Annotated in this window: 16 protein-coding genes and 1 pseudogene; 6 read left to right on the forward strand and 11 right to left on the reverse strand. The window is 66.6% G+C overall.

Features of this window, described 5'->3' with window-relative positions:
* Positions 1-147: 147 nt before the first annotated feature.
* Positions 148-1,230 (forward strand): glycoside hydrolase family 18 protein, encoded by a 1,083-nt coding sequence (locus tag G6O54_RS12385; RefSeq protein WP_165225503.1) that lies wholly within the window; start codon positions 148-150, stop codon positions 1,228-1,230.
* Positions 1,231-1,523: 293 nt separating this feature from the next.
* The gene (locus G6O54_RS12390) at positions 1,524-2,681 is read left to right on the forward strand and encodes an acyltransferase family protein (RefSeq protein WP_165225508.1); all 1,158 of its coding nucleotides are present in this window, start codon (positions 1,524-1,526) and stop codon (positions 2,679-2,681) included.
* Here the strand turns inward: G6O54_RS12390 and G6O54_RS38800 are convergent.
* Together G6O54_RS38800 and G6O54_RS12400 are read right to left on the reverse strand one after the other, a co-directional pair.
* Positions 2,573-2,926, reverse strand: a complete 354-nt coding sequence (locus G6O54_RS38800) for a transposase (protein WP_205678755.1) — start codon at positions 2,924-2,926, stop codon at positions 2,573-2,575. The two genes, G6O54_RS12390 and G6O54_RS38800, sit on opposite strands and share 109 nt — an antisense overlap.
* 83 nt (positions 2,927-3,009) lie before the next feature.
* A pseudogene (locus G6O54_RS12400) lies at positions 3,010-3,201 on the reverse strand (DUF433 domain-containing protein); the annotation flags it as partial.
* Between the two features lie 62 nt (positions 3,202-3,263).
* Between G6O54_RS12400 and G6O54_RS12405 the strand changes: the two are divergent.
* The 3 genes from G6O54_RS12405 (at position 3,264) to G6O54_RS12415 (ending at position 7,172) form a co-directional block, all read left to right on the forward strand.
* Positions 3,264-4,931 carry an FAD-dependent monooxygenase gene (locus tag G6O54_RS12405; RefSeq protein ID WP_165225511.1) on the forward strand — a complete coding sequence of 556 codons (1,668 nt, stop codon included), beginning with the start codon at positions 3,264-3,266 and terminating at the stop codon, positions 4,929-4,931.
* A gap of 106 nt (positions 4,932-5,037) precedes the next feature.
* On the forward strand, positions 5,038-6,372 hold the full coding sequence (locus G6O54_RS12410; RefSeq protein WP_165225514.1) for a hypothetical protein: 1,335 nt from the start codon (positions 5,038-5,040) through the stop codon (positions 6,370-6,372).
* Between the two features lie 74 nt (positions 6,373-6,446).
* Positions 6,447-7,172 carry a GDSL-type esterase/lipase family protein gene (locus G6O54_RS12415; protein WP_165225517.1) on the forward strand — a complete coding sequence of 242 codons (726 nt, stop codon included), beginning with the start codon at positions 6,447-6,449 and terminating at the stop codon, positions 7,170-7,172.
* A 584-nt stretch (positions 7,173-7,756) separates the two neighbouring features.
* Here G6O54_RS12415 and G6O54_RS12420 read toward each other — a convergent pair.
* The 8 genes from G6O54_RS12420 to G6O54_RS12455 all read right to left on the reverse strand — a co-directional run bounded on the left by G6O54_RS12420 (position 7,757) and on the right by G6O54_RS12455 (position 17,554).
* The gene (locus G6O54_RS12420; protein ID WP_165225522.1) at positions 7,757-8,998 is read right to left on the reverse strand and encodes a sulfite oxidase; all 1,242 of its coding nucleotides are present in this window, start codon (positions 8,996-8,998) and stop codon (positions 7,757-7,759) included.
* A gap of 8 nt (positions 8,999-9,006) precedes the next feature.
* Entirely contained in the window at positions 9,007-9,858 is an 852-nt protein-coding gene (locus tag G6O54_RS12425) for a hypothetical protein (RefSeq protein WP_165225525.1), read from the reverse strand.
* 366 nt (positions 9,859-10,224) lie between these two features.
* The gene (locus G6O54_RS12430; protein WP_165225528.1) at positions 10,225-11,517 is read right to left on the reverse strand and encodes a membrane dipeptidase; all 1,293 of its coding nucleotides are present in this window, start codon (positions 11,515-11,517) and stop codon (positions 10,225-10,227) included.
* 275 nt (positions 11,518-11,792) lie between these two features.
* Complete coding sequence (locus tag G6O54_RS12435; protein WP_250846857.1) at positions 11,793-12,869, reverse strand: DUF1559 domain-containing protein; 1,077 nt, start codon at positions 12,867-12,869, stop codon at positions 11,793-11,795.
* Positions 12,870-12,975: 106 nt separating this feature from the next.
* Positions 12,976-13,182, reverse strand: a complete 207-nt coding sequence (locus G6O54_RS12440) for a hypothetical protein (RefSeq protein ID WP_165225533.1) — start codon at positions 13,180-13,182, stop codon at positions 12,976-12,978.
* Positions 13,183-13,268: 86 nt separating this feature from the next.
* Entirely contained in the window at positions 13,269-14,507 is a 1,239-nt protein-coding gene (locus tag G6O54_RS12445) for a TlpA family protein disulfide reductase (protein ID WP_165225537.1), read from the reverse strand.
* A 183-nt stretch (positions 14,508-14,690) separates the two neighbouring features.
* A complete protein-coding gene (locus G6O54_RS12450) occupies positions 14,691-16,148 on the reverse strand; it encodes a hypothetical protein (protein ID WP_165225542.1) in 1,458 nt (485 codons plus the stop codon).
* Between the two features lie 881 nt (positions 16,149-17,029).
* On the reverse strand, positions 17,030-17,554 hold the full coding sequence (locus G6O54_RS12455; RefSeq protein WP_165225545.1) for a hypothetical protein: 525 nt from the start codon (positions 17,552-17,554) through the stop codon (positions 17,030-17,032).
* Between the two features lie 489 nt (positions 17,555-18,043).
* Between G6O54_RS12455 and G6O54_RS12460 the strand changes: the two genes are divergently transcribed.
* The gene (locus G6O54_RS12460; RefSeq protein ID WP_205678751.1) at positions 18,044-18,934 is read left to right on the forward strand and encodes a hypothetical protein; all 891 of its coding nucleotides are present in this window, start codon (positions 18,044-18,046) and stop codon (positions 18,932-18,934) included.
* A 26-nt stretch (positions 18,935-18,960) separates the two neighbouring features.
* Here the strand turns inward: G6O54_RS12460 and G6O54_RS12465 are convergent, their stop codons facing one another.
* Entirely contained in the window at positions 18,961-19,809 is an 849-nt protein-coding gene (locus tag G6O54_RS12465) for a hypothetical protein (protein WP_250846858.1), read from the reverse strand.
* Between the last annotated feature and the right edge of the window lie 329 nt (positions 19,810-20,138).

Genomic DNA, 20,138 nt, shown 5'->3' on the forward strand with positions numbered 1-20,138 from the left:
TCCCGCCGTCGTCGTCCGGCCGGTCCATTGTCCCGCCCTCGTCCGGGCCGTCAATGGCGGCGTCCCCCGATCGGTTGCCCATCGGGCAGGATCGAGCATACAATCGCCCGCTGGATGTCCCGTCCCCCCGCCCCGGAGCCCTACATCATGACGTGTGCGATTTTGTTGATGGCATCCCTGCTGCCGGCCCAGGTCACGGATGCGGGCAAGCCCGGCGGATCCGACAAGGTCTTCGTCGGCTACCTCTTCGGGCCGGTCAAGGACATCGATTACTCGCTGTATACCCACCTTTGCCATGCGTTCCTGACGGCCGACGGCGACGGCAAGCTGAAGCAGGCGCGGAACGTCCCCAGCCGCGACCTGACCACCCAGGCCCACGCGGCCGGCGTCAAGGTGCTGATCTCCGCCGGGGGATGGGGCTGGGACAAGCAGTTCGCGGAGATCGTCGCCAGCAAGGAGGCGGAAGACCGCTACGTCCAGGCCGTGCTGGCGATGGTCCGCGAGTACGATTACGACGGCATCGACCTCGACTGGGAATACCCCGACACCGACGCGGAGGTCCCCGGCTTCGAGCGGCTCACTCGCCGGCTCCGCGCCGGGGTGGACGCGATCGGCAAGGACAAGGGCCGCAAGATGTTCATCACCATGGCCCTGTCCTCCAATCCCGGCACGATCCGCTGGCTCTCGACCGCCTTCCTGGTCGAGACCATGGACTGGATCAACGTCATGACCTATGACTACACGGGCGACTGGACCGATTACGCCGGCCACCAGTCCCCCCTCTTCGGCTCGTCGAAGCAGCCCGGCAAGCCGCGGTCCACGGCGCAGACGATCGAGTACATGCTGAATGACCGCAAGGTCCCGGCCGACCGCATCGCCCTGGGCATCCCGCTCTACGGCCGCGGATTCTCGGTCGCCGAGCCCTATGCCTCCACCAAGGGCGCACCGAAGGTCCGCCTCCCCGGGGGCTCCTACCGCGGCCTCGCCGAGCTCCCCGGCAAGGGCTGGAAACGCGTCTGGGACGACGAGACGAAGAACCCGTGGCTGCTGTCCCCCGACCACAAGGCCGTCATCGGCTACGACGACGCCGAGTCGGTCGAGCTGAAGGCGAAGTGGGCCCGCGAGAAGAACCTCCGCGGCGTCTTCTTCTGGCAGGTCCACGGCGACCGCATGCCCGACGGCTCCAACCCGCTCCAGAAGGCCGCGCGGAAGGGGTTGTTTGGCGGTTGATTTGGTCCCGCGGCCTGGGTATCGAGACAGGATGAGCGGCCATACGCCCGCTCCATCGCGACGAGCCGACCACGCCCGCTGATGATTCGCGAAAGAGACAGCCGGGGTAGTCCCCTTGTTTCCGTGGAAAATCGGGTGCTATGGTCGATGGATCTCACGATTCTGACCAGGCACGGACCCCCATGGGTTCCCGGCCCCGTCGCCCCAACGACCCTCCAGGTGTGATTTTTCGAATGAAGGACGTGAGACCGGCAACGATTGAGTCTCAGGCGCCCCCCGCTCCCGATAGCTCCTTGAAGGACGAGGCCCCGCCGCGAGGGGTCATCCGCCACGTCCCTGCTCTTGACGGTGTTCGCACGATCGCGATCGGTGCCGTCATGGGATACCACGCGGGAGTGCCCGGTCTGCAACTGGGATGGCTGGGGGTCGACCTGTTTTTCGTCCTCAGTGGATTTCTGATCACGACCTTGCTTCTCGAAGAGCGCTCTCGGACCGGCACGATCAGTTTGCCAAGGTTCTGGGGACGGCGTTTCCTGAGGCTGATGCCCGCTTACATGCTGTATGCGGCAGGGCTGACCCTGGCGATGCTTGTCTTCCACGTCGGGACGCTCCAGACGAGCCATGGATGGTCGCCGGCGGATCTCATCCGCGCGATCTGGCTGTACTATTACAACTATTTGCCGGTTTCCGACATCTGGTCGTATCAGCATCTTGCGGCGCATCTCTGGTCGCTGGCCGTTGAGGAGCAGTTCTACCTCGTCTGGCCAATCCTCCTGGTTCTGGGTTTGCGGCTGGGCGTCGCGGAAGCGATGGCCTGGGGACTGGCCCTGGCTATTGCGGCCAACGCCTTGCTCAGCGATCGCTACGAGTTCAACAGGTTGGAGTTTCGAGGCCTGGCGATGGTGCTTGGCTGCGCCTTCGCGATCCGGCTTTACCGCGATCCGATCCTCGCTCGCATCGTGAGTCGGCCGATCGTCGTCGGAGGCGCCGCGGTGATGGCGGTGGTGATCATGGCGGCGGCGACCTTTGGACAAACGCGTGGCGTCCTTCCGCAGGGCTGGGGTGTGCTGAGATGGCTCTCTCCCGCATTCTGCCCCGTGCTGGCGGCGTTTATCGGCGGTCTTTGGTACGGGGCAGATGGGTTCCTTCCCCGACTTCTCAGTCTGCGACCGCTGCAGTATCTGGGACGGATCTCATACGGCCTTTACCTCTATCACATCCTCGTCCAGTACATGGTCTGGCATGTAATCCTAACAGGCTTTTCGTCCTGGAACCCCTATATTCGCTACGGCTTACGCCTCGCCGTCTACGCGGGGCTCACGGTCGCGATCGCCTCGTTGAGCTATCGCCTCGTTGAGATCCCCTTCCTACGCCTGAAGTCTCGCCTCGAGCCGCGTCCTGCGCCCATGCGGCCGGAGAGGCCCGCGGTGCTGATCGCTGAGTCCGGCTGAGCAGGTTCGCAGGCGAGGGGATCCCCGTGCCATGGTCCACGTGCCTTGAAGCCTGGAGCGAGGACCGGATCGTCGCGGAGGGCCTGATGGTCGTTGAGGTCCTCGTAGCCCAGGGCGATGGCGATGATCCGCCGAGCGATGAGGGCCCGCTGCTCGTGGACGATGAACCGGGGATCGCGCGGGTCGGGGATGACCGCGTCGATGGCGCCGAAGAGTCCGGTTCGTTCGGCGACCTCGCGGAGCAGGAGGGCGCCGTCTCCGCAGCGTGGTGGAGGGCTGCCCGGATGTCCGCCTCGGCGAGACCCGGATCACTCCGAAAGATCTCGTCCCGGCTCCCGCCCCCGGCAAGGATCTCGAGCAGGGATTCGACGGCGATGCGCGTTCCCCGGATGGCCGGCTCGACTGTCAGGATCGCGGAGTCGACCGCAATTCGGTCTTGCCCATGATGGCCTCCCGAACTCCAAGCGCAGAAAGCCGAAGGTCGCCGAGGATCGATATTCGTTGTGCGCTTGCAGTCCACGCAGTCTATAGTCTGACGTAGGCCCCTGCGTTCTGTCCACGATCCTGGTAGAGGAAGTGTTCATGTCCCCCATCGAGCCCGGAAAGACGGATTGCGACGTCCTGGTCGTCGGTGCCGGGCCGACCGGATTGATGGCGGCGACGCTCCTGAAACGGCAGGGCGTGGACGTCCGTATCGTGGAGAAGCGGGCGGAGCCGTCGCGGGAATCGCGGGCGTTCGCGATCCAGGCTCGGTCGCTCGAGCTGTTCCTCAGCATCGGCCTGGCCGATCGGGTGCTCCGGGACGGATTCATCAGCCACACCGTCGACCTCTACTCCGGCGGCAAGCACGTCGGCGGGATGGACTTCGATCGGGCGGGATCGCCGGACACGCCCTTTCAGTTCATCTATCTGCTGCCCCAGTCCGAGACCGAGGCGATCCTCATCGAGGACCTGGCCAGGCAGGGAATCGAGGTGGAACGTGGCCTCGAGATTCATGGCCTGGAGCAGGACGACGACGGCGTCGTGGTTCGGGGATCGAAGGCGGGCGGGGGCGAGACGACGATCCGGGCCCGGTATGCGATCGGCGCCGACGGCGCGCACAGCATCGTCCGCAAGTCCCTGGGCCTTTCGTTCGAGGGGGCGCCCTATCCCCAGACGTTCCTGCTGGCCGATTGCCGGGTCTCGTGGCCCCTCGATCACGGTCGGTTTCGGGTCTTCGTCCACGGCTCCTCGATCGGCCTCTTCCTGCCGCTCGGTGGCGAGTCCCGGTCCCGCCTGATGGCCATCGATCGATCCGCCCATGGGGAAAGCGGGGAGACCGGGCCGGCGGCGATGGAGCTGCACGAGCTCGAGGCCGCCTTCCGGGAGGCTTCCGGCATGGAGGTGGCGCTCTCGGACGCGGTATGGACCTCACGCTACCGGGTGCATCACCGGAGCGTGAATCGTTACGCGATCGGGCGAGTCTTCCTGGCGGGAGACGCGGCCCACATCCATTCTCCGGCCGGCGGCCAGGGGATGAACACCGGGCTCCAGGACGCCGCGAACCTCGCCTGGAAGCTCGCCCTCGCCATTCGCGAGGAGGCTGGCGAGGGCCTGCTCGCGACCTACGACGCGGAGCGCCGGCCCGTCGGCGCCCAGGTCGTCTCGCGGAGCGACCGGCTTTTCGAGGCGATGGCGGGCCGATCCGGCTGGGAGGCGACGATCCGCGACTGGCTGGCCTGGCCCGTCGGCGCGGCGATCTCTCACATGCCGTCGATCCAGCATCGGGCCTTCCGGATGATCGGCGAGCTGGACATCACCTACGACGCGGGCCGCTTCGTGGAGGACTCGGCGTCGAAATTGGGGGATGCCGGCCCGGCGCCGGGGAGCCGGGCACCCAACGCGGCCGTCGCTCGCCATCGAGACGTCTTCGACCTCATCTCGGGATACGCCTTCACGGTCCTGGCCCTCTCGCGAAGGCCCCTGGATGCGCGCGAGGCCGCTCCGGTCGCGGACGGGCTGGCGAGCCTGTGCGCGGCGGCCGACGGGATTCCGATCCGGGCCCACCTCGTCAGCCGGACCTCGAACGGCCGGAATCCCCGGATCGTCTTCGTGGAAGACGCGGCGGTCTTCGACGCCTACGGCCTGGCGGGCACCGACGCCCAGGCGACTTACCTGATCCGCCCGGATGGTTACGTCGCCTGGCGGTCCGACGGCCTGGATATCGAGGGCTGCCGGCGGTTCCTGGCCCGCTTCCATGGGGCTTCTTGACCACGCCCCGCGGGGAGACGGTCACGAGGGCCCTGACGAACGATAATATCGCAGGGCGGGGCCTCCAGAGCCTCGCGTTGCGATCTCAACTCGCAGGAAACCACCCATGCTGCGTGTTCTAATCGGGTTCGTCGTCTCCTCCTCGGCCTTGGTCGTGGCGTCGGCCGGGCCGCTCCCGGCGCAGGAACCCGCGACCCTTGCCGACGCGGCGCGGGTGATCGACCTTCGGACCTTTCCCCTGATGCCGGGGGGGACGGCTCGCGGGCTTCGGCGGCTGGCGGAGCTGGACCAGGTGGTCCGCCGGCCCGTCGGCGAGGCGTTCGCCTACCAGAAAAAGGCGCTCGAGGAACTCGGCTGGAAGGAGCTGCCCGGCGGCTACCTGAGCGATCAGTCGTGCTCCGGGACCTTCGGCAAGGGCGGCTTCAAGGTCAGCGTGATGGTGATGCCCGCCTCGGGCGACAATTCGGCGGGGCTCGCCACCATCCTGCTGAAGAATCTTGGCAACGTGGACGCGAGTGAGCTGCCGGTCCCGCCCGGCGCGAAGCTCCTCTACTCGTTCCCCACGGTGACCGCCTACGTCACCGACGCCAAGGTCAAGGAGACCGCGGAGTCCCTCCGTGCGCTGCTTTCCGCCCGGGGATGGGAGCCTTACGGGGTCGCGGGCGATTCGATGTTCTTCAAGAAGAATGCGGTCCGGCTCACGGCCTGGCCTTCCGCGGCGCCGGCGCAGGGGGGGAAGACCGTGATCCAGCTCTCGAGCGAGCTGATGTCGGCCGACTTGCCTGCACCCCCGGCGTTCCAGGACGCCTCCTACGCCGACTCGACCCGGGCCCTGTCGATCGAGGTCGCCTCGACGCCCGAGTCCCTGGCGGCCTTCTACAAGGAAGCGCTCGGGAAGACCGGCTGGAAGGCGACCACGGAACGGCCGTTCAAGGACGATTTCCGCGAGGCGATGATCTTCCGCAACGACGCGAAGGACATCTCGATCCTGAAGATGACCCGGGTCGGCGACCGGTTGCGGGCGACCCTCGATGTCCGTACCGAGGCCGAATGGAACGAGGCGATCGCCGAGGCGAAGGCCCGGGACGAGCAGCGAAAGGCCGAGGCGATGCGGCAGGCGCAGGCGGCCGGGCGAGGCCGGAAAAGCGTCGTCGTGTCCGTCCCCGGGGAGGCTCGCGACGTCGCGTACACGTCATCCGACATCCGGTTCAAGCTGGATGCGGGGAAGGGCAAGGCCGCGGCGGAGGCCATCCGCGACGGGCTCGTGAAGGCGGGCTGGACGGACAGGCCCGAACGCCTTGAATCGATCGCCGGCCTGGTGCGGCTCGAGAAACCGGAGGGCATCAGCCTGGTCATCGTCTATCAGGACGCGGGATTCGGAGACGCCGAGGTGACGATCTCGGCCTTCGGTGCGGATGTCCGCTCCCCGGAGGCCCCATGAACCGCCCCGTCGGCGGCGGGCGTTCCGCCGATGGCCAGGGAACCTGTACTATTGTGAAACGAGGAACTTCGCTGATGCCGAAATGGACCGTCGCCGCGATCGTGATCCTGGCCAGCCTCACCCCGGGCGCGGCCCTGCGATGCCAGGAGACGCCCGGAAGCCCGCCCGGAAGTCAAAGCCCGCCCGGAGGCCAGTCACCCGCGCACGACTTCGCGAAGTGGGAGAAGGAGGTCGCGGCCTACGAGGCGTCCGACCGGACGAGCCCGCCGCAGAAGGGGGCGATCCTGTTCATCGGCTCGTCGACGATCCGGCTCTGGACGACGCTGGCCGCGGATTTCCCCGGCCACAAGCTCCTCAACCGGGGCTTCGGCGGGACCGAGATCGTGGACGCAACCCACTACGCCGACCGGCTGATCTTCCCCCACGAACCGAAGCAGATCTTCCTCCGGGCCGGCGGGAACGACATCAACGCGGGCAAGGTGCCGTCCCAGGTCGCGCACGACTTCGCGGAGTTCGTCCGGGTGGTCCGCGCCCGACTGCCGAAGACGGAGATCGTCTTCATCGGCCTGAGCCCGGCCCCGGTCCGCTGGGGCCAGGCCGACAAGAACCGCGAGCTGAACCGGCTGGTCCGTCAGATGACCCTCGAACTACCTCGCGTCGCCTTCGTGGATGCCTTCGACGTCTCCCTCGGCCCCGACGGCCAGGCCCGGCCGGATCTGTTCGCCAAGGACCGCCTGCACTTCTCGCCGGAGGGATACCGCCTGCTCGCGAATCGCGTCCGCCCGTTCCTGCTCGATTAGGTTCAAGCACGGCGCGGTCGCGCAAGGGTCAGCTTCCTGGCCCGATGCCCAGAGCAGATCGGCCCTTTGGAGCCAACCCCCATCGTCCGCGTCTGGTTGAGCGCGGAGGGCCCGCCGGAGGGGGCCGTGGATGGCACGCGAGGGTGGAAAACTTGGGGCCACCTATGGCCGGCCTTCTTCGGGGAACCAGAACGACCCGTTGGGCCCCCGGAATTGGTGCCGCTGAGCGTGCTGGTCTGGATCGCAGTGAGGAGGCCAGCGTCGGACGACCAATCGACGCCCCTTCGATGGAGGCTGGAGCCGAGCATCCCGCAGGTGACCACGCCGAGGGCGCCCACAGTCATCGACTCCGTCGGCGAGTCCGCAAGCGTGCCGGAGCCCCAGCCTCGCGACGACGGCGGGCCGCTGGCCGGCCACGCCACATCGACGAGCCGCTGGCTTTGATATGCCTCGTTTGCCACCAGGCCATGGCCTTGAGCGAGGCCCACCGACGCTAATGTGCTCTTGCCACGAGACAGCTCGGGATCGATCAGAGATCCTGGATGCGTTTGACCTCCCGAACTGTCAAGGTGACGGGGGGCACGTCATGCCACGGTGACGGGGTGTCCCGCGATGGCCGAGAATAGATAGCCCATGCTGTTGTACGGAACGGTCAGGGGTTGGGTGTTGCCGAGGTCGTCCACCGCGCGAGCCTTGAGGGTGTATTGCCCGGGGCGTGCCACCCATGGAATCTGCCATTCCGCCCAGGCTTGATAGCCGTTGGAATTGGGCTTCAACGTGGCGCGCGTGTAAGTCGCGCCGTTGTTGATGCTGACGTCCACACGGGCGATCGTGCCGGCGGCCGACCAGGAACGGCCGGTGATCAGGTTGATTCCCGGCTTAAGGGTGGCCGGGAAGGGAAGTTCGAAGGCGCTCTTGATGGTCTGCGTGGTCAGGATCGGATCCCCCGGATAGTCCACGGGATTGCCGAAGAAGCGATACTGCGTCGTGTTCCACGTCGTGAACACCGGCTCTTCATAGACCGTGATCCGGCCCAGCCATTTGATGTTCGCGATGCCGATCCAACCGGGCACCAGCAAGCGCGCCGGGAAGCCGTGGTCGGGCGGTAAGAGCTCGCCGTTCAGGCCATAGACCACGAGTACGTCGTCGTCCAGGGCTCGGCCGATGGGGATCGGCCGGCGCACGTGGCCGGACGTGCCGACCTCGCTGTCGAGCCCTTCCGGGAGGACGTCCACGGCCGACGCCTTCACGCCGGCCAGTTCCAGCAAGGTGGAGAGGCGAACCCCGGTCCACTCGCCGACGCCGATGGCGCCAAGCAGCCACGCGGTGCCGGAAACGGTCTGTTTCTGCTGGCTGGTGAAGAAGCTGCGGCCGTTTCCGGCGCATTCAATCGCCCGGGTCACCGTCACCGACGGGAGCGCGTGCAGGTCATCGAGGGTGAACGTGATGGGCCTCGCGACGCCACTCCCTTCGATGCTCAGCGACCAGGTGTCGGCGTCAATCCGCGGCGTCGACGTGTGGTTGCGGACGAAAAACAGCGACGCGGGGGTGAGATAGCCCTGGCCCTTGAACGCCTGGAAGAGCGTCTCGCGATTCGTCCCCAGGATTCGGAACTTGTCGGGCGGCGTCGGCTTTACGATCGGCGGCGCCGACTGGCCGTAGGATCGCAGCGGAGAGCCCGCGAACGCCGAGACGCCCGCTGCCAGGCCGGCGAGATTCCTCATGACGCTCCGCCGAGACAGGCCGGTGGTGCGTTGGCGTTCCCAGACGTGACGTTCGAGGCGATCCTGATCGTAGTTCCGCTCATTATCAGAATGATTGTTCATGGGAGTTCCTATCTCGGAAAGACCCTGGTCGGGATGGTGTCGGTTCGGCAAATTCGCCCGGCGAGCGATCCGCCCCGTCTCCGCCGCTTGATCAGCAGGGCGATCATGCCCGAAGCGAGCAGCGTCGCGGCACCGGGTTCGGGAACGGCCGTGTAGGCCTGAAGCGTGATGGGCGATGGCGCAACGTCATCCGGGCCGGTGTACTCGAGCACCTTGACCACCAGCAGATCCGTCCCGACGAGCACCGGATCGAAGGTGAAACTCGCCAGCGTGGGGCTCAGGCTCAGGTGGAACCCGCTCACCAATTCGGAGGTGGCGCTATCGAAGATGGCAGCGTCGCTCCATCGCCAGCCGGGGGTGAGGATCTTCTGATACCAGTTCTGCAGCGCGAAATCCCCGCTGTCGATCCGGAGAAATTCCTGCAGGAGGAAGGTGTCGCCGGTTCGCAAATTCGGGAATCCCCCGCCGAAAAGGAGCTCCTGCGTCCAGCGGCCGGCGCTCAGGCTCGGCGAGATTTCCAGCGGCGTCGGCGTGACGGGATCGCCGAGATCGGCGACCAGCCACGAGCCGTAATCGGCCTGGTAGGTGAACTGACTGACCGTCCCGCCGGTAGGGTCCGAGCCGATCGAAATCGACACCCCCCGGGCAGGCTGCGGGCCAGGCGCGGCGAAGAGGCCGACGAGGACCGCCCATTTCCAGGCGTGCCCCAGCCACCACGGAGATGCGCCTTGCGCTCTCGTTGATCGAGGATCAGGTTTCATGAATGTAGGAATCGTGTGCTGAAGTGTTATTTGTTTGCTGCAACGGGACTTGTGGGCCCGCGAAGCGACGAACGCCGCCGCCCGTCCGGTAAAGGTCAAGAAGCGTCCTGGATGGTCCGAATAGGCTCGCGATCGAATACCATACTTGTCCTACAGGCATTGTCAAGTTTTATCTGCGTGGTTTGTTCGCACGCTTGTGCCTTGCTCGAGTCCTGAGATCGTCCCTCGATCAGCGAGCGAGGAGTCGCTCCCCGCATCTCCGCACGAAGAATGATGCACGTGCCTCATTCGCCCCGGGCGCAGGTCCCCAGGGTCACATGGCCTCTCATCGTCGTCGGAAGATCTCCTGGACGCACCGAAGTGAGCTGTCTTCAGGGGACGGAGAACCTCTCCGCTGTCTCCCCTCATGCGAGGTGGCACGGGATCGGTGCCGCCCCGGACGCGGCACCTTCGTCCCGATCCGGCTCAACGTCTAGGAATTTGCGCATCGGCGGTGCGCGAGCGCCGGGCCACGGACTCGACGTCTCGGAAGACGCGGAGGAAATTGCCGCCCCAGAGCTTGGCGATTTGCTCCTCGCCGTATCCGCGACGGACGAGCTCGCGCGTGACGTTCGCGGCCTCCGCCTCGCTATTCCAGCCGATCACGCCGCCGCCGTGGTTGAAGTCCGAACTGATCCCGACGTGATCGATGCCGATCCGCTTGACGGCGTAGTCGATCGCGTCGACCAGGTGGGCGACCGTGGCCTCCTTCGGCAATGCCGCGTAGATTTCCTTGTGGTATGCCTCTTCCTGGGCCTCCGTCAGGTCGCGTGCGTCGGCCGTGTACTTCGCCAGGACGCGCTTGATCTCGGCGTCCGCCCCCGACCGGGGCGATTTCAGGTAATAGTCGAAGGCCACGATATGAACGACTCCACGCGTCGACTTGATCGCGTCCAGTTCCGCGTCCGTCAGGTTCCTGGGCGAATCGACCAGGGCCCGGACCGCGGAATGGGAAGCGATGACGGGCGCGCGGGAGAGCTTCGCGGTCTGGAGGACTGCGTCGCGTGTGAGTTGAGAGACGTCGATGATGACCCCCAACTCGTTGAGTCGCTCCACGGCCTGCCGTCCGAGGGGCGAGAGCCCCCCGTGCTCGTTCGGCCGGTCGTCGCCCAGCGGCCGCGAGGAATCCGCCAGGTCATTGTTGCCGGCGTGCACGAAGCCGAAGGTCCGGACGCCGGCTCGATAAAGGCGGTCGATCTGCGAGAGGTCCGCGCCGATCGGCTGGCCGTTCAGGAAGCCGACGATGACCGCGACCTTGCCTTGCTCATGCAGCCGTCCCACGTCCTCGGCCGTCAGCGCAATACCGGCTCGATCGGGATGCTTCGCGGCGATCTCGTTGATCGCCTTCAGCTTGACCTCGGCATCAGCCTTCGCCCGCGCGAGCCCCTCGGGGGTACGCCTTCGCTGCTTGGCGAAGACGGAGAAGACGGCCGCGTCGACTCCACCCCGCTCGAGCTTCGGCAGGTCGACCTGCGTGTCGCCGTCGACATCCGGCGCATGCTTGCCGGCCCCGTAGTCGAGCGGGATGTCGACGTGCCCGTCGATCACGAGCACTTTCCTGTGGATCCGCGCGGCGTCGGCGTCAAGTTGATTGTCGTCCCCGGCGATCGCACCCCCGGCGGGTATCGCCAGGGATAGGACCGCGGAGAGGATTCGCCCGGCGCTGCGAGCCCTCCTCTTTGCGCCATGGCCGCTGGCAGTCGTAGAGAACCTTCGCATCGTCCATCTCCCTCTTCCCGGCAATCGTCCGGGACGTCGTTTCAAGCCCGCGTCTTCTGAGATGCAACCTGTGCGAGCGACGAATCGCCTCGCGTTGATGGCCCGATCCGTCGCGTCGGTTCGCGGGCTGGGGGCCCCGCCCCCCGGCGTCAGGACTCGTCCCACTCTCCTGGACGTTCCCCGCACGATCGGGGGACGGGGCCTCCAGCCCGCGAACCGGATCGATGGCAGCAGACCCGGACCGGCATCGCCGGGCGGCCTCCGGGCGGGTCGGTTCAGAGTGCGTCCGCGCTGATGACCTCGCCGCCGGCCCTGGTGGAGAGCGCCTGCCAGACGCCGAGCCGGCTCCCGGCCTTGAACGAGTAGAGGGGCGCCGATCCGGGGCAGCTCCCGTTGCCGGTGGCCGTGAGGCCGGTCGGGATGCCCGTGGCCTGGTCGAACGGCATCGTGTTGATCGAGTCCTTGATGAACCTGACCGAGCCGTCGGCGAAGGCCGCGTTGATGCCACCGGGGTGGAAGCTGGACGCGGCCGATTCGAAGGTGTCGATCGAGACGACCGTCGTGTTCGGGTCGCCGCCGAGCTTCGACTGGGGGTTGATCGGGTAGAGCGTGGTGAACATCGTGTCGCCGTAATTCCCGGACGTCCACCAGCCGAAGAAGATGGCATCCTGGCCCGCGAGCTTTCCGTAGGCGCTCTCGGCGATGAGAAGCGTATTGCTCGTCCCGTCGGTGACCGAGGCGATCGTGTTCCGGCTGTAGTAGTAGATCAGGCCATTGGCCTGCCCGAGCGCCGCCCCGAACGTGGAGTCGGTCGGGTAGTCGGACATGCCGGGCGAGAACCAGGTGCCGGAATTCCCCTTGTAGCTGTTGTACGACATCCGCTGGATCGGCGGCGGATTCACCCCAATCGCCGCCGAAATGTAGGGCGACAGGTCCCGGATCTCGGAGACCTTCGCGTCGCTCGGGCACCAGAGTGCGCTCATGCCGATGCCGTGGACGGTCACATTCGAGAAGTCATAAATATTCGCGGACGAATTATAGGCGTTGAACACCTGCGACTGCTCGAAATAGGGCGAGAGGCCCACGAAGAAGCCCTGCTCGTGGGTCGTCCCGCACGGGGTGATGAACTGGGGCTTCTGGTAGCTGCCGAGCGGGAAGACGTTGGTCGCCTGGATGTAGTTGTGCACCGCCAGGCCGAGTTGCTTGAGGTTGTTGGTGCATTGGGCGCGTCGGGCCGCCTCGCGGGCCGACTGCACCGCGGGCAGGAGCAGGGCGATCAGGACGGCGATGATCGCGATCACGACCAGCAACTCGATCAGCGTGAAGCCGCGCCTCGGATTCCGCGTGGACATGTTCGACCTCATGGGGGATTGGCCGACCGATCGCGGTCGGAGTGGGTTCGGGTCAATGTGCACGGTGCAGGTGGGGGCCGGCCTCGCCCTCAAGGCCGGGCGGCCGTCAGCGGCCGGTGCGCTGGGAGTCGGGCGACCGGCGGTCGGTCAATCGCGGTTTGCCCTTGCCGACGACGTTCAGGGGGTTGGATAGGGTCGCCTTGTCATTGAGGACCGTGGATCTCCCGCCGATCGGTCGCTCGCTTTCGCCGCAACCGGCGACGAGGAGCGTGGCGATCGCGAGGGCGGCTCGTGCAAGTCCGGCGGGTCTCATCGGGCATCGATCCTTTCATGAGATGGGGGCCGCAAGCCCCTCGGTAGCAGGCCGGGCGGCCCGGCGGGCCGCCCGGCCCTGGATCCTCAGCGTGAGGCCGTCTTCCCTTCGTCCAGGAGCCGCTCCACGGTCGCCGCGAACTCCTCCTTGAGCTGCCTGTGGTATTCGCCGCTCGCCGGGCTCGCGAAGCCCGCGTGGATGCTCTTCACCTTGCCGTCGCGGCCGATGAAGAGGGTCGTCGGCCACGAGTTCAGGTTGTTGGCCTGGGGCACCTTCTCCCACATCTCGACCGGGGCGCCGGCGACCAGATAGGGGTATTCGACGCCATACTTCTTGATGAAGGCCCGGGCCCGCGTGAGGCCGTCCTCCTGCTGCTCAGGCTCCTCGAAGTCCAGCGCCACGACCTCCAGGCCCCGGTCTCGGTACTTGCGATGGAGCTGCACGAGGTACTGGGCCTCGTCGTGGCAGTTCGGGCACCAGGTCCCCGTCACCACGGCGACGATCACCTTGTCCTGGAACCGAGAGTCGGAATTCGAGACGACCTTGCCATCCAGGTCGGGGAAGCGGAACGAGAAGACGGCGTTCGGGTCCTTGATGGTCGTGTGCGAATTGAAGTCCGCCGGCTTGGGCAGCCCCTTGGCGTTGGCCGCCTCCGGTCGGTACGCCACCAACGCGTCCTTCGCCGTGAAGGCGCCACGGGGAGAAATGGAGAGGGTGCCGTCCCCGCGCGGGGTGATCTCCAGGAGTAGCGGCCGCGAGCCCGAGAAATGGCTGACGACGAACTTGCCGTCGTGGTACGAGCCGGAGAGCGTCCCCGTGTCGCCGTCAACTCGGAGAATCGACGCCGCCACCTCGGGGCCGTTCTGGCGGACGATGAACCGCCAGGACGTCTCGCCCTTGGGGCTCTTGATCGGGATCACCCAGTGCCCGCCAATCTCCGGCACTTTCCCGGATGACGCGGGCGCATCGACGTGGCGATGGGCGTGGAATTCGTAAGGGGCGATGTACTTATCGCGCTCGAACCGACCCTCCACTCGGCCCTCGAGCCGGCCGTCCTTCAGGTGCGCCTTCACCCGAGTCAGGTAATGGCCGAAGTCCGCGACGAGGTCCTCGCGCTCGAGCCGGCCGGACGTTGAAGTCACCTTCAGGTCGCCGTCGAACAGGGTGGCGACGAAATCCTGGCCTTCGCCGGAGAAGTCGATGCGGAACGGGATCTCATTCCCCTGGATCTTCACCGTGGCGTCCCACCGGCCGTCCAAGGTGCCGGCCATCGCGACGGGGGTCGCGACCAGGGCCAATGAGGCAATTGCGATCAGTCGTCTCATGCGTCGTTCCTTTGGTTGAAGGCGTCAGTCGGGCCGTCGGGCCTGCTTCAGCCCGGACGGCGATCGCTCGGGCCCTTCGCGGGGCCGATACCAGGTCGGATGGAGGTGGGGGCGCAGGGGAGGGTCTGCGCCCCCGGGCCCGCGGGGCGGCCGCGGGCCATGGGTACTTCGGGGCCCCAGGCCTCAGGGGCAGGGACAGGGATAAGGGGAACTACGGGCGGCCGTCTGCGACGGCCCGCCGGAGCGATTCGGTCCCGGAGAGGCGGCGGTCTCGCTGGCCGCCTGTTTCCACGCCTCCGGGAGGTTGGACTTGGTGGCAGCCAGGATCTCCAGGATCGCCCGGCGATCCGCGGCCGAGAGCCTGTCGAACCCGCGGCCCGCCTGAGGACCCCCCGTCAGCACGTCGAGGAGCCGCCGGTAGACGTGATCCCTGGCGAGCGAGGGGAGGGCATCGAACGCGTCGGAGTAGATGAGATAACTGCACGGATAGCGGAAGAGCCGGCGATCGAGGTCGAACTCGCGGAGTGAGCGCCCCTTGGCGTCGCGCGGCCCTCGCGAGGCGAACTCGCGAGCGAACGTCGTGGTGCCCGTGACGGGGGCGTCCAGCGTGACCTCGTCGGCGAACAGCAGATATCGGACGAGCTCCTCGGCGGGCTTCTCGAATTGCTCGCGGAGCGAGGACGACAGCGGGGCGTCCGGTCGTGCCCCCGACCTGGCATGGGCGTGCAGCGCCAGGCGGGTCTGAAAATTCGTCAACGTGATCAGGTTGTGCATCTGAGTCTGATGGGCGAGGACGAGATGCGCCACGATGTCGCTGTGGCCCGACAGGTAGGGCGTCGCGTCGAAGCGGCCCGACAGGTCCACGACGTTGGCACCGGCGCGGCGGTCCAGCTCCTCCGGCTTGCTCGGATCCCGGACGAAGGCGTTCCCCATGTGCTCGCGGCCGCCGTGGGTCCCGGTGACGTACCAACCGCCGAATCGCTCCCGGAGCGGGCTCTCGTGCCCCGTGATGAACGACTCGGAGCCCGTCGCCTGCGAGCCCGAAGGCCGGGCGAAGATCGACCGGACCAGCACCCCGGGCACGCCCCGAGTGCCGGCGGCGACGTGGCACTGCGTGCAGTCCAACGCGGCCCGCACGAACGCCGGCTGGTCGCTCCGGGCCTGATCCAGGAGGTAGAAGATCGCCCCCTGGTTCGCGTCGAACGACGCGATCTCCAGCGAATGCCCGTCGCGGACCCAGCCCACGTAGACGTTGTCATTGAAGTAGAGGGCCCGGGGCGATGCCGGTGCGATCTTCCGGTACTGGAAACTCGTCTTGGAAAAGACCAGCGTCTGCGAGGATGCGGGCACGTCCAGGAGCTTCAGGACCGATTCCAGATATCCATGCCGGTCGTCGTGCCGAAGCGACGCCTGACCGCGATCGATCCGCTCCTGGAGCCTGGCCACCGGGTCGTCCACCCGGTCGTTGAGATACCTGATCGGCTCTTCGCTGTACGGGACGAATCCCTGATCTCGCCCCGCGACCTTCACCTGGCCGTAAACAGGCACACCGAGGACGAGCAACGAAACGATGAGCCCAATCCGTGCGGTGGCGCCTGTCGTGAGGCAAGCCCGGTTCGTCTCGCGCCCTTCATCGGTCATCAGGTCGCTCCGTGCGAAAGTTCCCACCCTCGAGAGACATCCCTCACAAACAAATCAAACGATGTGATGGGACGAATGAATATCAGAATCCTATGACGTGTGTCTTTTGCTTTCGCGACGTAAGGTTCACTGTGTCATGGGTTTTGGAAATCAAGGTGGCGACAATCAGGCTCGCGAGATGGGAAGCTTGTTGAATTCAGACTAAATCTACATGACTAGTATGAATTTCGTCAAGTGGGTCCTGACGAATGCCACGGAGTTCGGCTGCAAGTATCCTGTGCAAGGGAATTTCCAGCCGGGACAACTGGCAATCAACGGGATCGTTCCCGATCGAAGAAGGGCATCGCAGGCCGGGGATCGCAGGCTGCAGGGCACAGGCCAGGTATCCAGGAGGAACGAGGGGCGGACGACGCGGGGGAACGGGCGGGTGTGGAGCGGCTGGGAGCCGGCGGCGGACGGCGGGGAGGGATCGGACGAGGACCGGGGCGTCTGGCCCCCGGGCCGGCGGCCTGATGGCCGCGGCTTGTGGGAGAGGACTCAGCGATGGGGCGATCAGGTGCCGGCCGCGAGGCTCATTTGAGCCGGGTGCGAAGGGCGCAAGGCGGGGCGCCGCGAAGGCCGGCCGGCGAGGCGGCCGCGGGCGGCCCAGCGCCTCGAGCATGTCCCGCCAGTGCGATTCGTCCAGGCCCAGGCGGACGAAGATCGAGGCCGCTTCCCGCGCAAGGATGCCTTGCCGGCTCGCTCGAGCCGGGCGGCGATGTCGACCAGTTGCAAGTGGTTGGCCAGTGTATAGCCCGGGGCCAGTCCGTAGCGGCCCCCCGGCTCGCCGCGATCGTCGGTCGGCGAGAGCCACAGGCCGTCCTCGAGGCGATGGTCTTCGGTTACAGTGGTCGCGCCGGCGCCCGTGGCCTCGGTCGCGACCGGCGACCGCGCATGATCGTGATCGAGCCGGGCACGAAACCCGGATGCCGCGGGCCCTCGCCCGCCGCATCAGCTCGAGGCTCGCAGGGGTGGCCGCCGTAGGTGAGCAGGGCGTCGGGCCGGAAGCGGTCGAGGACCTGCGTGGCCAGCTCGAGGAAGCTCGCCGATTCCTCCCGGTCCGGCGATCGCTCCGCGCGGCTCGACCGGGTGGCCAGGATCGTGCACCTGACGCGCCCCGCCTCCACGTCGATGACCTCCACCGCGCGTCCCCCGCCCAGGTCCGCCGCGAACCGAGCCGCCGGCAGCCCGAGCGTGCCGAGGGCCTGGTCCAGGGACGTCTCCTCCTCATAGTCGAGCACCCCGGCCGTGAACGCCCGACATTCGGACCCGCGGCCGGAGAGCAACTCCACCAACTCACGGGTGGCGATCGCCGCGCCGCTGGAGGGGTCGAGGAGGCAGTGGATCGACGAGAAGAGGAGCCTCATGGAGGAGGAGCCTGTCCGGTGTACCGCCTGCCGCCGCGCGATTGTAGGGGCACGCCCGCCGATTTTCTCCATTTTGGTGAAACTGGGATCGGGCTCTCCGGGACTGTATTGAATAGGGAGGGATTCTTGCGCGCCGTGCGCGCGGGAACCTCGGTAGGCTCCTTGACAATTCGGTCTCGGTGAGGAACGCACCGGCCCGCGCGGAGGACGCGGGCCGGCGGAATTCGAAGAAAATGGGGGGGCAAAGCCAATTTGAGAAATGGACTTAAAGTGTTTTAGGATGTCGTCTTGGGTCGAAATCGCCGGAGAAGACGCGAGACGATCGAACCCAATTCGCGACTCTGGCGGCGGATGAGGACGTTCGCCTTCCCCGTTGATCTCCTTTGGGGTAATCTTCCGTCCGACGGGAAGGGACGGTCGGCGGCGAGCCAGGACGGCCCGGCCGCGGATCGCCCTGGAACCCGGGTCGTCACTCTGCGAGGCGCATGGATGCAAGAGCCGAAGGGGCGATATCTTCCGCTCGCCGGTCCGCGACGGTTCATCGGCGACCTGGTGCACTTCGCGCACAAGGTCCCCTCGGCCCCGGTCAGCCGGACGTTCGACGTCTCCGCGCTGATGGGGCCAAGATCCCGGCATCCGCGGCGGCCGTCGTGGGCCTGCCTCTTCATGAAGGCGTACGCCCTGGTCGGTGCCGACAACCCGCCGCTCCGACGTTCCTACCTGGAGTTCCCCTGGCCCCGGCTCTACGAGCACCCGTGGATGAACTGTGCGCTCGCCATCGAGCGGGTCTATCAGGGGGAAGAAGGGGTCTTCGTGGGCATCTTCCGGGCTCCGGAGCGGCAGAGCCTCGTCCAGATCGCGGATGCGCTGGCCTGGTACAAGAATGAGCCCCTGGAGCGGATCGGTTTCTATCGCCAGGCCTTACGCTTCAGCCGCGTGCCCACGCCGGTGCGCCGCGCCTTCTGGTGGGTCACGCTCAATACCTCGGGCTACAAGCGGTGCAAGCGATTCGGCACGTTCGGGCTTTCCACCTATGGGAACCTGGGTGCAGAGAACATGCACCCGATTTCCCCGCTGACGACGACGCTGACATTCGGGCCGATCGATCGGACGACGGGGAAGGTCGTGGTGAAGCTCATCTACGATCATCGCGTGCTCGACGGGGCCTACATCGCCCGGCGGCTGGTCGACATCGAGGGGGCCCTCGCCGGCCCCATCCTCGAGGAGCTGGAACGGGTTCAGGACGATGTCGGCGTCGCCACGCCGGTGCCGACGACGCCCCCCCCCAATGTCGGGCCGCTCCTGAAGCCCCACCTGAATATGCCGGCCCTGGACCTCGCCCCTCATGACGGGGGCGAGGCCGCGAGCCGACGCTCCTGAGGTGGCCGACATCTCGACCCGCCCGCTCACCCGACCGTGTCGCCGACCTCCTGATCGGTCGTGATCCGGACCTCCAGGCGGCTCATCAATCGCTTCAGCGCCTCTTCCTTGGAATTGATGAACAGCACGTTGTCCATCACCAGCGCCTTCTCCACGTTGGGGATGTGCAGGACCAGCCGCCCCGAGCCGAGCAGGGCGTGCTCGAGCACGTCGGGGATCTCCTTGTCGAACTTCAGGTTCATGGTGGGGAATCGCTCGAGGTCGCTGAGCGGGCCGTGGTGGTGGAGGATCTCGTTGGGGAGGACCTCCCAGTAGTCGAGCCACCGCGTGGCCCACACGACCAGGAGCAAGAGGAAGACGAGGATCGCGAAGGTGAAGTAGAACCCCGCGTTGGCCACGACGTAGATCGATTCGAAGAGGGCGTGGATCGGCTTCATCAGGTCCCAGTGGAAATACGCCCCCAGCCAGAGCGTGAAGAAGAGCGCGAAGAGGATCGCCAGGATCACGCCTATGAGCTCGAACCGCGGGAAGTCCAGGGCCATGACCAGCAGGTTGAACATCAGGACCGAGAGGAAGAGGACGCCGAGCAAGTTCTGGGGCGTCCGGAAGCGGTCAAGCTTGGGGATCAGGTCGGTCGTGGTGACCACGGTCTCGCCGGTGGGGGCCTTGGTGGTGACCTGCTGCGGCGTCTTGCTCGGGTCGGCGATGACCCCGCCGAGGGAGTACATCCACGCCGCGCAGATCAGGGCGATGAAGATCGAGGGGTAGATGTAGACCATCTTCGGCCAACTGAAAATCTTGATCCCCTTGTCGCGATCCTTCACGCGCGGAGTCGGAGTCGCGGCGCTCGCGGGCGGTTTCGTATCCATGGCCATGGGCGGACATCTCCAAGCAGGGACGCGATTGGCGTGGGTTCGTGGGCCGTGAATGTCGGTCGCAAATCAAAATGAGCCTTGACGTAGCGTGCAATCTATCCGATCCGGGGCGTCATCGTAACGGCGCCGTCGGTCGTGGTAAAGGACCCGGGCCGGCGGCGCCGCGGATCCTCCCGCGGGTGTCGCGTGCCTCGGGAGATTCTTCGCCTGTCCGGGCTCAAGCTTGGATGGCCGGAGGCGGGGCCTGTTGACGTCGGGCCTCATCGCATCCGATCCGGTCGGTTGCGCGACGAGGCACTGGTTTCCGAACACGGCCGGACATAAATTGG

The sequence above is a fragment of the Aquisphaera insulae genome, from assembly GCF_011064615.1.
Taxonomy (GTDB): domain Bacteria; phylum Planctomycetota; class Planctomycetia; order Isosphaerales; family Isosphaeraceae; genus Aquisphaera; species Aquisphaera insulae.